Origin of the sequence: Zobellia sp. B3R18 (assembly GCF_018860715.1) — a bacterium.
In the GTDB taxonomy this organism is placed as follows: domain Bacteria; phylum Bacteroidota; class Bacteroidia; order Flavobacteriales; family Flavobacteriaceae; genus Zobellia; species Zobellia russellii.
In genome coordinates this window covers 981519-993925 of the sequence record NZ_JAHKQG010000011.1, presented here as the reverse complement: position 1 = coordinate 993925, position 12407 = coordinate 981519, and the positions used below count along the sequence as shown (strand labels likewise).

General features: G+C 39.6%; 12 protein-coding genes. 7 read left to right on the top strand and 5 right to left on the bottom strand.

The window, feature by feature from the left end; all coding sequences use genetic code 11:
• Positions 1-54: 54 nt before the first annotated feature.
• The 3 genes from KO513_RS10710 to recA all read right to left on the bottom strand — a co-directional run bounded on the left by KO513_RS10710 (position 55) and on the right by recA (position 2281).
• Positions 55-627 (bottom strand): RNA polymerase sigma factor, encoded by a 573-nt coding sequence (locus KO513_RS10710; protein WP_215913371.1) that lies wholly within the window; start codon positions 625-627, stop codon positions 55-57.
• Between the two features lie 76 nt (positions 628-703).
• Entirely contained in the window at positions 704-1129 is a 426-nt protein-coding gene (locus KO513_RS10705; protein ID WP_215913370.1) for a hypothetical protein, read from the bottom strand.
• A 144-nt stretch (positions 1130-1273) separates the two neighbouring features.
• Positions 1274-2281 (bottom strand): recombinase RecA, encoded by a 1008-nt coding sequence (recA, locus tag KO513_RS10700; RefSeq protein ID WP_215436558.1) that lies wholly within the window; start codon positions 2279-2281, stop codon positions 1274-1276.
• A 341-nt stretch (positions 2282-2622) separates the two neighbouring features.
• Between recA and KO513_RS10695 the strand changes: the two genes are divergently transcribed.
• Both KO513_RS10695 and trhO read left to right on the top strand, forming a co-directional pair.
• Entirely contained in the window at positions 2623-2775 is a 153-nt protein-coding gene (locus KO513_RS10695; RefSeq protein ID WP_215913369.1) for a hypothetical protein, read from the top strand.
• A 20-nt stretch (positions 2776-2795) separates the two neighbouring features.
• Positions 2796-3827, top strand: a complete 1032-nt coding sequence (gene trhO, locus KO513_RS10690) for an oxygen-dependent tRNA uridine(34) hydroxylase TrhO (RefSeq protein ID WP_215913368.1) — start codon at positions 2796-2798, stop codon at positions 3825-3827.
• A gap of 3 nt (positions 3828-3830) precedes the next feature.
• Here trhO and KO513_RS10685 read toward each other — a convergent pair whose 3' ends face one another.
• On the bottom strand, positions 3831-5000 hold the full coding sequence (locus KO513_RS10685; RefSeq protein ID WP_215913367.1) for an MFS transporter: 1170 nt from the start codon (positions 4998-5000) through the stop codon (positions 3831-3833).
• 176 nt (positions 5001-5176) lie between these two features.
• Between KO513_RS10685 and KO513_RS10680 the strand changes: the two genes are divergently transcribed.
• The 5 genes from KO513_RS10680 to KO513_RS10660 all read left to right on the top strand — a co-directional run bounded on the left by KO513_RS10680 (position 5177) and on the right by KO513_RS10660 (position 10771).
• Positions 5177-6427 carry a PSP1 domain-containing protein gene (locus KO513_RS10680; protein WP_215436549.1) on the top strand — a complete coding sequence of 417 codons (1251 nt, stop codon included), beginning with the start codon at positions 5177-5179 and terminating at the stop codon, positions 6425-6427.
• The gene (locus KO513_RS10675) at positions 6420-6905 is read left to right on the top strand and encodes a gliding motility lipoprotein GldH (RefSeq protein WP_215436546.1); all 486 of its coding nucleotides are present in this window, start codon (positions 6420-6422) and stop codon (positions 6903-6905) included. Before KO513_RS10680 ends, KO513_RS10675 begins: the two co-directional genes overlap by 8 nt.
• Before the next feature lie 3 nt (positions 6906-6908).
• On the top strand, positions 6909-9251 hold the full coding sequence (locus KO513_RS10670) for a penicillin-binding protein 1A (RefSeq protein ID WP_215913366.1): 2343 nt from the start codon (positions 6909-6911) through the stop codon (positions 9249-9251).
• Between the two features lie 113 nt (positions 9252-9364).
• Positions 9365-10066 carry a CoA transferase subunit A gene (locus KO513_RS10665; protein ID WP_215913365.1) on the top strand — a complete coding sequence of 234 codons (702 nt, stop codon included), beginning with the start codon at positions 9365-9367 and terminating at the stop codon, positions 10064-10066.
• A gap of 51 nt (positions 10067-10117) precedes the next feature.
• Complete coding sequence (locus tag KO513_RS10660; RefSeq protein ID WP_215436538.1) at positions 10118-10771, top strand: CoA transferase subunit B; 654 nt, start codon at positions 10118-10120, stop codon at positions 10769-10771.
• A gap of 368 nt (positions 10772-11139) precedes the next feature.
• Here the strand turns inward: KO513_RS10660 and KO513_RS10655 are convergent, their stop codons facing one another.
• Positions 11140-12297: a methionine aminotransferase gene (locus KO513_RS10655; RefSeq protein WP_252735760.1), complete on the bottom strand. Its 1158-nt coding sequence runs from the start codon at positions 12295-12297 to the stop codon at positions 11140-11142.
• Positions 12298-12407 lie beyond the last annotated feature (110 nt).

Genomic DNA, 12407 nt, shown 5'->3' with positions numbered 1-12407 from the left:
TGCAATGCTTAGGTACTTGGTATTTTGTTTTTTTGATGTACTATTTTTCAAGGGTCATACACAAAATCCTATCAAAAGGAAGATGAGCAGGCCAATGATGGCTTTATTCTTTGTAATCTCTATTTTTTCTTTTAACAGGTTTCTGGCTCTGGCCAGATTACTTTTTGAGGTGCCTTGGGAGGTGCCTAAAAGTTCACTTATTTCCTTATGGGTATATCCATCAAGAACATATAGGTTAAACGTAAGACGGTATTTGTCCGGAAGCTCCTGTATATGTTTTAACAAGGTGTCCAGGCTTAGGTTCTCATAATCCCCATCTACTTCTGGTTCTATTTCCTCGGTATTTTCAGTTACTAAGCTTAAATGTTCCTCCTTACGGTATTTTTGAAGAACGGTGTTTACGGTTATACGTTTTAACCAACCTTCAAAAGAGCCTTTGTGTTTAAACTGTCCAATTTTTTCATAGATAACCATAAAACTGTCGTGTAGGTTGTCTTCCGCTTCCGTTCGGTTGCGGGAATACTTAAGGCAGATACCGAACAACGTACGGGAATAGTCCCGGTACAATTGTCCCTGTGCCTGTCTGTTTCCTTTCTTACAGTTAATTATGAGCTCTTCTAGACCCAATTGGCATTGTATTATTAAAGCATGTAAACTACGTGCTTGTTTTTTAGAAATAGTGAATGACTAAGGTTAAAGATAATTATTCTTTTACAGGTACTTCTATTTCTAAAAATTCAGGTTCCCCTGTGGAATCGTCACCAGTATAGAATCTGAAAATATATGGTTTGGTATAAAGTACTTCAAATTGAAAAGCGTCCTGCAGACTGTCGTTCATCTCAATACATTCCTCTTTGTCCAGTGTAATACCAATTGCGGATATGGTTCTAATTTGGGTAGAGTCCGTAAACGAACGTTTTACATCAAACTGGTCCATTAGCGTACAATCATTTGGCCTTAGGATGTTTACATCTACATTGTATACGCGTCCTAGTTCAAATGTATCCGGTAAACTTGCTCCGGTAATATTGAGTGATGTATATTGAAAATTTACGCCGTCATCATTAAGGCTGCAAGAAGCAAGGGCAAGTGCACAGGCTAAACCAAAAAGTTTAAGGTATGATTTCATGGTAATGCATTTTATTTACTAGATGAAAAATATTGGTAAGGGTTGCGTGGAGTGGTTCTATACTAGCAATAAAGAGTTACGCCGCTAAAAACAACGGTTGATCGTTGCTATTAGCGGCGTAACAATAAGGTAGACCCTTTTAGTTTATTCTTTCAGCGCTTTAATGGCTGCCCTGATTTTTGCATCTAGTTCTTCAAAAAGTTCTGGGTTGTCCAATAATAGGGACTTTACGGCATCACGGCCTTGCCCTAGTTTGGTGTCGCCATAGCTAAACCATGAACCGCTTTTCTTGATGATTTCATATTCAACACCAAGATCAATGATTTCACCAACCTTAGAGATTCCTTCACCATACATAATATCAAACTCCGTTGTTCTGAATGGTGGAGCTACTTTGTTTTTCACCACTTTCACTCGGGTCTTGTTCCCTTGAACACCTCCGTCCGTATCTTTGATCTGTGTAGATCTACGAATATCTAGTCTAACCGAAGCATAGAATTTTAAGGCGTTTCCACCCGTGGTAGTTTCTGGATTACCGAACATTACCCCAATTTTTTCACGTAGTTGGTTAATGAAAATAACCGTACAATTGGTTTTGCTTATAGATCCGGTAAGTTTACGTAATGCCTGAGACATTAACCTTGCATGAAGACCCATTTTGGAATCTCCCATCTCACCTTCTATCTCACTTTTAGGAGTCAATGCGGCAACGGAGTCAATAATAACAATATCAATCGCGCCAGAACGGATCAGGTTATCGGCTATTTCTAAAGCTTGTTCCCCGTTATCCGGTTGAGAAATGATAAGGTTGTCTATATCTACACCAAGTTTTTGCGCATAAAAACGGTCAAAAGCGTGCTCAGCATCAATAAATGCTGCAATGCCCCCATTTTTTTGGGCTTCGGCAATGGCGTGTAAGGTCAAAGTGGTCTTACCAGATGATTCAGGACCGTAAATTTCAATTACCCTACCTCTTGGATAACCGCCAACGCCCAAGGCTATATCAAGACCTAATGAACCGGATGGGATTACTTCAACATCTTCTACTACGCTGTCGCCCATCTTCATTACGGCACCTTTTCCGTAAGTCTTGTCCAACTTATCCAAGGTTAACTTTAGGGCTTTTAGTTTTGCATCTTTTTCCGAGCTCATATTTTCTTTTTTTTAAGGGATGCTAAATTAGCATTTCTTTTATCATAATGCCAGTTCTTAAGTTCATTTTCTGAAAATGGGGCTTATGTTTTTAGAGGATATGCAATACAGTGTTTTTTTTAAAATAATTGATAAATGCTGTAAGGCTAAAGCTTGGTATACGTCTAAGGGATAAGTGTTTGTTAAAATAGTTGTTTCCTTAACGCAACTTTTAGGTTGGTTTGGTATCTTATTAAAAATACTGTTCCGATTGTAATCGGAAACTAACTCAAACAAGCTTCCCTTTTTAGTGTTAGGGAGCAATGGTGGCCACTTCCTTTTTTATGTATTTTAAAGATGCTATGAAAAAGAAAAAAATGGAATGGTCAATAAAGAGTCTTGATTTTATCAAGGCTCTTTTTTTATGGCTTAGGAGGTTTGGCGGCCCAAATTCTGCCCGCGGAAAAGAATTATCTATAATTGTTATCTTTGCGGACTTAGAAAATTCTTTATAAACTTAAAACATTGGTATAGCATGCAACTGTACAATAACTTAAGTGCAAAAGAAAGGGCAGCTCTTATTGAAGAAGCCGGTCAAGAACGTTTGACTATCTCTTTCTACAAATATGCACAGATCGGTAACCCGAAAATATTCCGAAATCACCTTTTTATAAATTGGAACGAACTAGACGTTCTTGGCCGTATTTACGTTGCCAACGAAGGTATAAATGCGCAATTATCCGTTCCGGCCGAAAATTTTGAACGTTTTAAGGCCCATTTGGATAGCATTACCTTTTTGGAGAATGTACGCCTAAACATAGCTATTGAACAGGATAACCTTTCATTCTTGAAGTTGAAAGTTAAGGTTAGGAACAAAATTGTTGCAGATGGTTTAAATGATACCACTTTTGATGTTACCAATAAGGGTATTCATGTAGGAGCGGAAAAATTTAATGAACTCATTGAAGACCCGGATACCATTTTGGTAGACATGCGTAACCATTATGAGAGTGAAATAGGTCATTTTAAAAATGCCATTACCCCAGATGTAGATACGTTTAGAGATTCTTTGGATATTATCGAGAAAGACCTGGCAGACCATAAAGAAGATAAGAAATTGGTTATGTACTGTACCGGTGGCATACGGTGCGAAAAAGCAAGTGCCTACTACAAGCACAAAGGCTTCAAACAGGTGTACCAATTAGAGGGAGGAATTATTGACTATACCCGTCAGGTAGAGAATAAAAAACTTGAGAATAAATTTTTAGGAAAGAATTTTGTTTTTGATCATAGACGTAGCGAACGTATTACGGACGATGTTATCGCCAATTGCCACCAATGCGGCAAGCCCTGCGACAATCATGTAAACTGCGCTAATGAAGCATGTCACCTATTGTTCATTCAATGTGATGAATGTGCGAAAAATATGGACAATTGCTGTTCGGATAGTTGCCAAGAAATAAATGCTTTACCCTATGAAGAACAGAAAAAGTTACGCAAGGGAAAAGGGGCTAGCAACAAAATTTTTAAAAAGGGGCGATCGGAAGTGCTCAAATTTAAAAAGTAGACTTTAAATTTTCTTGTCCCCATATATCAAATGGGCCAATAACGTAACTATTGAAAGTGTAAGGCCCAGGACAGATACGCCTGTCCATTGGTAATGCAACCATGCAAAGGCGGCTAAAATTGTGCCAAGGGCACCTCCCAGAAAGAAAATGACCATGTACACGGTATTTATTCTGTTTCTGGCATGTTCGTTCCTGGAGAAAATAATGTTTTGGTTGGCAATATGGAGCGATTGTTGCCCAAGGTCTACCAAAATAACACCTAGTACAATGCCAATGATAGAATGATGAGAAAATAGAAATACTACCCAAGAAAGAATCAAAATTAGGGTAGATACAATTATGATCCGGTTTTTGCTCATTCGGTCACTTAGTTTTCCCACTACTGTGGCCGCTAGGGCACCAACAATACCAATCAGTCCAAAAGTTCCGGTAATGCCGCTTCCGTAGCCAAAATTATCTTCCATCAGAAACACTAAAGTGGTCCAAAAGGCACTTAATCCGGCAAATGAAAGTCCGCCTCTAAATGCGGCAAGACGCAAAGGAGGTTCGGTCTTAAAGAAATGCACAAGGGACTTCATTAGATCTAAATAACGACCTTCGTACACCGGTTCTACTTTCGGTAATTTGAATTTTAGCACCACAAATAACACAAACATCATTGCAGTGGCCGCAAAGTACATGGTACGCCAGCCAAACTGCTCCCCAATAACCCCGCTAATTACACGGCTTCCAAGAATGCCGATCAGCAACCCGCTCATCACTATGCCTATGGCACGCCCTCTATTTTCCGCATTGGACAACTGTGCGGCCATGGGAACGAACAATTGCGGTAGGGCAGAAGTACATCCTATAAAAAAACTGGAAACGACCAGTAGCCATAAAGAGGTGGAAAATGCAGCGGCCAATAAGGACAGCAGCATCAGTATAAAATCTATTTTCAATATTTTTTGACTGGAAACCATATCGCCCAGCGGAACAACGAACAGCAACCCGAACGCATAGCCCAATTGAGTGGACAGGGCCACATTGCTCACGGCAGATTCGCTAACTCCAAAGCTTACGGAAATCATATGGAGCAAAGGCTGGTTGTAATAGAGGTTCGCAGCTACCAAACCTGCGGAGAGGCTCATGAGATAAAGAACGGTATTACTTAGCGTTTTTTGCTTTTCCATGAAAAGGGATCTTAGATTTTTTTAAAGGAAGACAAATTTGGCGCAAAGGAACGAAGAACCTTCGTAAGTTGAGATAACTTTCTATCACATTAAAAATTTAGTACCTTTACATATAAAATTAGTACGAACCCTATTTGGCCAAAAACCCCCGTTTAGGCCAAACCAAGATATAATATATGGGCTGTAGCAGTTGTTCGACCGGTAAGGACGGACAACCTCGTGGTTGCAAGAATAATGGAACTTGTGGTACCGATGGTTGTAATAAATTAACCGTCTTTGATTGGCTTTCCAACATGTCGCTTCCTAATGGTGAAAAGCCGTTTGATTGCGTTGAAGTTAGATTTAAGAACAGTAGAAAAGAATTCTTTAGAAATACCGAAAACCTATCCATTTCAATAGGTGATATTGTGGCAACACAGGCACAATCCGGTCATGACATTGGCATGGTTACCCTTGTTGGTGAATTGGTTAAAGTGCAGATGAAGCGTAAAAAGGTTGATCACAAAGATGAAACCCTTCCAAGGATTCATCGTAAGGCATCTCAAAACGATATTGATAAATGGCAAAAATGCCGTGACCGCGAAGAGGAAATTAAAAAGCGCGCACGGGAAATTGCCATTATTTTGAAACTTCAGATGAAAATTTCGGATGTTGAGTTTCAAGGAGATGGTTCAAAGGCCACATTTTACTACACGGCCGAAGATCGCGTAGACTTTAGGCAGTTGATCAAGGATATGGCCAAAGCATTTGGTATTAGAATTGAGATGCGGCAGATAGGGTATCGCCAAGAAGCCCAACGTTTGGGCGGTATAGGTTCTTGTGGACGTGAATTATGCTGCTCTACATGGCTCACGGATTTTAGGTCCGTAAGTACTTCTGCGGCGCGTTATCAACAGTTATCGTTAAATCCACAAAAATTGGCAGGACAATGCGGAAAGCTCAAATGTTGTCTAAACTATGAGCTAGATATGTATTTAGATGCCTTAAAGGATTTTCCGTCTCAGGACACTAAATTGTTTACGGAAAAAGGCCTCGCGTTTTGTCAAAAAACAGATATTTTTAAAGGGATGCTATGGTTCTCTTACAAAGAAGATCCATCAAATTGGCACACTTTAACCAAGGAGCAAGTGCAGGAAATTCTGGAAAAAAACAAAAAGAGAGAAAAAGTTGCCAGCCTAGAGGAATATACGATAGATAATTTCGTTAAGGAAGAGAAGGTGTTCGAGAATGTTGTGGGGCAAGATAGCCTAACGCGTTTTGATAGACCTAAAAGATCATCTAGAAATAGAAACCGTAAGAGAAGCAAGGCTAAAAGTAACAGTGGCAATACCAATAAAAATAAAGGGGCTAAAACGGGTAACACAAACCCTCCTAAAAATAAAAGAAGGAGAAACAATAATCCTAAAAGACAGCAAAATAATGGCTAGGCTCTTACTGGTTCTTGCTGTGGCAACACTGTGTTTTTCGTGCAATGACAATTTGGTCAGGTCAGAATTTCAGGCAACCAAAGGTGGGGTCTGGAACAAGACGGATAATATTGTGTTTTCTTTTACCGAGATAGATACCACCCAAAGACATAACATGTTCATTACCGTTCGTAATGATGCTACTTTTCCCTACAACAACCTGTTCTTGATAGCGGAACTGGAATATCCTTCCGGAGAAACGGTAAAGGATACATTGGAGTATGAAATGGCGTTACCGGATGGTACATGGTTGGGAAAGGGCTACGGTAGTATCAAGGAAAATAAATTATGGTATAAGGAAAACATCGTTTTTCCATCTTCTGGCGTATATAATTTACGGGTCTGGCACGCCATGAGAAAAAATGGTAGTGTTAACGGTGTTGAAAATTTAAAAGGCGTAACAGACGTCGGTTTTGAAATAGAAAAAAGTAACGAGTAAGGTATGGCCAAGGTTGTTAAAGAGAAAAAGACCAAAGGGTATTTTAAATACATCAAATGGTTTTGGATCCTGTTTATTTCAGGTATTCTGTTAGTTGTATTGATATTTTTGTCTGCGTCTTGGGGACTTTTGGGAGAGATGCCCGAATACGAATACCTAGAAAATCCGCAGACCAATTTGGCTACCGAAATTATTTCTTCGGATGCAAAGACATTGGGTAAATTCTACTTGGATGATAACCGCACACCTGTGCCCTATGACAGCCTTCCCCAAAATTTGGTAAATGCGCTTGTGGCCACGGAAGATGCCCGTTTTTATGATCATTCAGGAATAGATGCCCGTGGTACGCTTAGAGCTTTTGCTTATTTAGGAAAAAAAGGAGGTGCTAGTACCATATCACAACAGCTGGCGCGTCAACTCTTTGTAGGGGTACGGTCTAAGAACAAATTTGAGACCATCAAACAAAAGGTAATGGAGTGGGTTCTGGCCACGCGTTTGGAAAGACAATATACCAAGGAGGAAATCATTGCCATGTACCTTAATCAATATGATTTTCTTAATAATGCAGATGGAATACGCTCTGCCGCAAAAATCTATTTTGGTAAGGAGCCACAAGAGTTGAAAACGGAGGAGTCTGCCGTATTGGTAGGTATGCTTAAGAACTCATCTTATTTTAATCCGATCAGAAGGGAAGAATTGGTTAAAAACCGAAGAAACACCGTTCTGGGTCAGATGGCTAAATACGATTACATCACGGAACAGGAAAAAGATTCGTTACAAGCCTTGAAGATGGATATTAATTTTAATCCAGAATCACATAAAGAAGGTTTAGCTACTTACTTTAGAATGTACCTACAGGGTTTCATGAACGACTGGATATCCAAAAACCCTAAGCCAGCTTTAGAAGGTGGTAGGGACAAATGGAATCTTTATTTGGACGGACTTAAAATTTACACGACTATAGATTCACGTATGCAGGCTAATGCCGAAGACGCTGTACGTAAACATATGGCTAATCTTCAAAAAGAATTTTTTCACCAAAATACGCCTGATAGAAACCCTACGGCCCCATTCTTGGACTTGGAGAAGTCTGAAATTAATAAGATTATGGAGCGAGCAATGAAAAATTCCTCCAGATGGCGTAAAATGAAGGCGGAAGGAAAATCTGACAAGGATATTCGCGCATCATTTACCAAGAAAACGGAAATGACGGTTTTTGATTGGAATAGTGATGGTCGTGAACGCGATACCATTATGACTCCAATGGATTCGATCAGGTATTATAAAACCTTTTTAAGGGCGGCTATGATGTCTATGGAACCCCAAACAGGACATGTAAAAGCTTGGGTTGGTGGAATTGACTATAGGCATTTTCAATACGATAATGTTATTCAAGGTTCACGACAGGCAGGTTCAACTTTTAAACCTTTCGTATATGCTGCGGCCATTGACCAATTAAGACTTTCTCCATGCGATTCTTTACCGGATACTCAATACTGTATTGAAGCAGGAAAACACGGTAATATGGAAGCTTGGTGTCCTAAAAATGCAGTTGGGCAGTATTCTGGTAAAATGTATACCTTAAAAGATGCATTGGCAAACTCAGTAAATACGGTTACCGCACAATTGATTGATCGGGTCGGACCTAGATCAGTAGTATCAATAGTTAAAAATCTTGGAATTAAAGGAGACGTATTAGAAGTGCCATCTATTGCATTGGGTACGCCTGATTCCAATGTATATGAAATGGTCGGGGCTTATGGTACGTTCGCCAACCAAGGTGTATATGTAAAACCTGTTATGGTTACGCGTATTGAAGATAAGAATGGAACCGTTCTTTATGAATACGTGCCTGAGACCAAAGATGTGCTAAGTAAAGATGTAGCTTATGCTATGGTTAATCTTATGGAAGGTGTTACTCATGGAGGTTCTGGTACACGTTTGCGTCATAGTTACCAAAAGAATGCAACTGAATATAAAGAAATCATTACGGGCTATCCATACGGGTTTACAAACCCGATTGCAGGTAAAACAGGTACGACACAAAACCAGAGTGATGGGTGGTTTATGGGAATGGTACCAAACTTAGTTACTGGCGTTTGGGTTGGTGGTGAAGAAAGGTCTACACACTTTGCGTCTATAAAATACGGCCAAGGAGCATCTATGGCATTGCCTATCTGGGGGCTGTACATGAAGAAAAACTATGAAAATAAAAATCTAGGAATTTCTGATGGCGAGTTTGAAAAACCTAAAAATTTATCCATTAACGTAGACTGTACCAAAGTGGTTGGTGATAGCGATGATGATGGTGGGTTAGATGATGATTTGGATGATTTGGATTTCTAATCCATAAAAGTAATTTAAGCTTTTTAATTGCCCGTGACTTTCACTGAAAGTCACGGGCAATTTCGTTTAAAAATTGTAACTTGACTCCAACAGAAATCTTTTATTCCTTAAGTATGATCTCTAAGAAAGTAGCAGATGTAAAAGAAGCCTTGCAAGGCATTCAAGACGGGATGACCTTTATGCTAGGCGGTTTTGGGCTTTGCGGAATTCCAGAAAATGCCATTACCGCACTTGTTGAATCCAACATTAAGAATATTACTTGTATTTCCAACAACGCCGGGGTAGATGATTTTGGGCTAGGGTTATTGCTTCATAAACATCAGATAAAAAAAATGATATCTTCTTACGTAGGTGAGAACGAAGAATTTGAACGGCAAATGCTGAGTGGCGAATTGGAAGTGGAGCTAACTCCACAGGGTACGTTAGCCGAAAAATGCCGCGCGGCACAAGCCGGATTTCCTGCATTCTATACGCCTGCCGGTTATGGTACGGAAGTAGCAGAAGGTAAGGAAACCAGAGAATTTAACGGAAAAATGTATGTGCTTGAGGAAGCCTTTAAAGCAGATTTTGCATTCGTAAAAGCATGGAAGGGAGATGAAGCCGGGAACCTGATTTTTAAGGGTACGGCCAGAAACTTTAACCCTTGTATGTGTGGAGCTGCCAAGATTACCGTTGCCGAAGTTGAAGAACTTGTGCCGGCAGGTGAATTGGATCCCAATCAAATTCATATTCCCGGAATATTCGTGCAACGTATTTTTCATGGAAAAGACTATGAAAAGCGTATTGAACAACGAACGGTTAGGGCGAAGCATTAAAGCGATTTGGAATTTTTAATTCTCAAATCAACACATTTTCAAATTACCATTATGTTAGATAAAAACGGAATCGCAAAGCGAATAGCAAAAGAAGTTAAAGACGGTTACTACGTAAATCTAGGAATCGGGATACCTACGTTGGTGGCCAACTTTGTGAGAGATGATATAAATGTAGAGTTTCAAAGTGAAAACGGAGTTCTAGGCATGGGGCCTTTTCCGTTTGAAGGAGAAGAGGATGCAGATATTATAAATGCCGGAAAGCAAACTATTACCACCCTTAACGGAGCATCTTTCTTTGATTCGGCTACCAGTTTTGGAATGATTCGCGGTCAACATGTAGACCTTACTATTTTAGGTGCGATGGAAGTTTCGGAAGATGGCGATATTGCCAATTGGAAGATTCCCGGAAAAATGGTGAAAGGTATGGGGGGTGCTATGGATTTGGTAGCTTCCGCCGAAAACATAATCGTAGCCATGATGCACACGAACAGAGCTGGTGAATCCAAGCTTCTAAAAAAGTGTAGTTTGCCGCTAACGGGCGTGGGCTGTGTTACTAAGATCGTTACAAATTTGGCGGTGATCGAGGTTACCAAAAAAGGATTTAAACTGTTGGAACGTGCACCTGGTGTAACTGTTGATGAAATTAAAAAAGCAACTGAGGGAACGTTAATTGTTGAAGGAGAGGTTCCTGAAATGATTTTGTAAGTAAAATCTCTTTCTTTTTTTGCTGTATTTTCTAGGCAAAAACATCTTGTTTGGTCCTTTACAACAGAATATTGCTACTTCACAACAAGTTTTTTTTTAGCACGGGCTTAGGTGCTATTTTTATGGTGTTATTAATCGAAAGTCGCATCCCAAATCCGATTTTACCAAAACTTACAACCTATGGAAGCCCAAATTAACCGAACTACAGAAGAAATTCAAGTGTACAAGAATGATTTTTTCAGCGGAATCGTAATGCTGACAAGAAAGTTATTTATGCTTTAAAAGCTTTTGAAAAAGAAATTAGAAAAAAGTGGCTCACCCAAAGGCCGCTTTTTTTATGCCTTGTTTTTTGAACTGTAAAATTTAGGTTATAGTAACCTAAGGATTTCCAGGGCCCGTTCCAGCGTTTCGTTTTTCTTGGCGAAACAGAACCGTAAAACACCATCTTGCCTGTTCTGCATATTAAAGGATGAGATAGGGATACTGGCCAATTTGTAATCAATAATCAAGCGCTTAGCCAGATCCTCATCATTCTCATTTGTAATTTTGGTATAATCTAAAAGTTGAAAGTAGGTGCCTTGGGAAGGTTTAAATCTAAATTTGGAATCCTTTAGTCCATCCAAAAATAAGTTTCGTTTTTTCTGATAAAATGAAGGTAGGCTCAAATAGTGTTCCTCATTTTTTAAATATGCGGCCATAGCACGTTGTACAGGATGGTCAACACAGAACACTGCAAACTGATGTGTTTTTCTAAATTCATGCATTAATTCCTCAGGTGCGGCACAATAGCCTATTTTCCATCCGGTAACATGGAAGGTTTTGCCAAAGGAGGCGCAGACAAAACTACGTTGTGCTAAATCTTCAAAACGGGATGCACTTTGGTGTTCGTTTCCATCAAAAACAATGTGTTCATATACTTCATCACTTAAAACAATACAATTGGTCGGTCTTAAAATGTCTTGTAGCTGTAACATATCCTCCTTAGAAAAAATGCGTCCGCTGGGGTTGTGGGGTGTGTTTATGATGACCATCCGGGTTTTGTCGGAAAGCTTGTTTTTAAACTCTTGCCAATTCACTCGGTAACCATCGGCATCTAATTGCACATAAACTGGTACTCCCCCATTAAGTGTAATGGCCGGTTCGTAGCAATCGTATGCCGGTTTCAGAACAATTACTTCATCGCCGTGATTAACAAAAGCAGTGATTGCCGTAAATATAGCCTGTGTAGCTCCTACCGTAACGGTAATTTCGGTTTCAGGATGGTATGATCTGTTATGGAGCGTTTCAATTTTTTGTGAGATAATTTCTCGCAATCCGTAATACCCCTGCATGGCGGCATATTGGTTGTGCCCACTTTCCATGGCATCCGTAACCAGACTTTTTAACTTCTCATCTACTTCAAAATTTGGGAAGCCTTGGGAGAGGTCTACCGCATCATGTTTGCGGGCCAAATTACCTACCGTAGTGAAAATTGTGGTTTTTGCATTTGGAAGTTTAGACGAAAATCGCAATTTAGAAGGCGTCATTGGGAGCAATTAAGTTAAGGTTTCAATTTACAACTTTATGGGGTACTTACTTTTTCTTTTTTTCCAAAACTTAAACACGATCGCTTATATTTATACACCAAAAATATATG

What these genes read in the sequence shown, in the direction of transcription:
- KO513_RS10705 (WP_215913370.1), bottom strand. Translation starts at nt 1,129, where the DNA reads ATGAAATCATACCTTAAACTTTTTGGTTTAGCCTGTGCACTTGCCCTT.
- recA (WP_215436558.1), bottom strand. Translation starts at nt 2,281, where the DNA reads ATGAGCTCGGAAAAAGATGCAAAACTAAAAGCCCTAAAGTTAACCTTG.
- KO513_RS10695 (WP_215913369.1), top strand. Translation starts at nt 2,623, where the DNA reads ATGAAAAAGAAAAAAATGGAATGGTCAATAAAGAGTCTTGATTTTATC.
- trhO (WP_215913368.1), top strand. Translation starts at nt 2,796, where the DNA reads ATGCAACTGTACAATAACTTAAGTGCAAAAGAAAGGGCAGCTCTTATT.
- KO513_RS10685 (WP_215913367.1), bottom strand. Translation starts at nt 5,000, where the DNA reads ATGGAAAAGCAAAAAACGCTAAGTAATACCGTTCTTTATCTCATGAGC.
- KO513_RS10680 (WP_215436549.1), top strand. Translation starts at nt 5,177, where the DNA reads ATGGGCTGTAGCAGTTGTTCGACCGGTAAGGACGGACAACCTCGTGGT.
- KO513_RS10675 (WP_215436546.1), top strand. Translation starts at nt 6,420, where the DNA reads ATGGCTAGGCTCTTACTGGTTCTTGCTGTGGCAACACTGTGTTTTTCG.
- KO513_RS10670 (WP_215913366.1), top strand. Translation starts at nt 6,909, where the DNA reads ATGGCCAAGGTTGTTAAAGAGAAAAAGACCAAAGGGTATTTTAAATAC.
- KO513_RS10665 (WP_215913365.1), top strand. Translation starts at nt 9,365, where the DNA reads ATGATCTCTAAGAAAGTAGCAGATGTAAAAGAAGCCTTGCAAGGCATT.
- KO513_RS10660 (WP_215436538.1), top strand. Translation starts at nt 10,118, where the DNA reads ATGTTAGATAAAAACGGAATCGCAAAGCGAATAGCAAAAGAAGTTAAA.
- KO513_RS10655 (WP_252735760.1), bottom strand. Translation starts at nt 12,297, where the DNA reads ATGACGCCTTCTAAATTGCGATTTTCGTCTAAACTTCCAAATGCAAAA.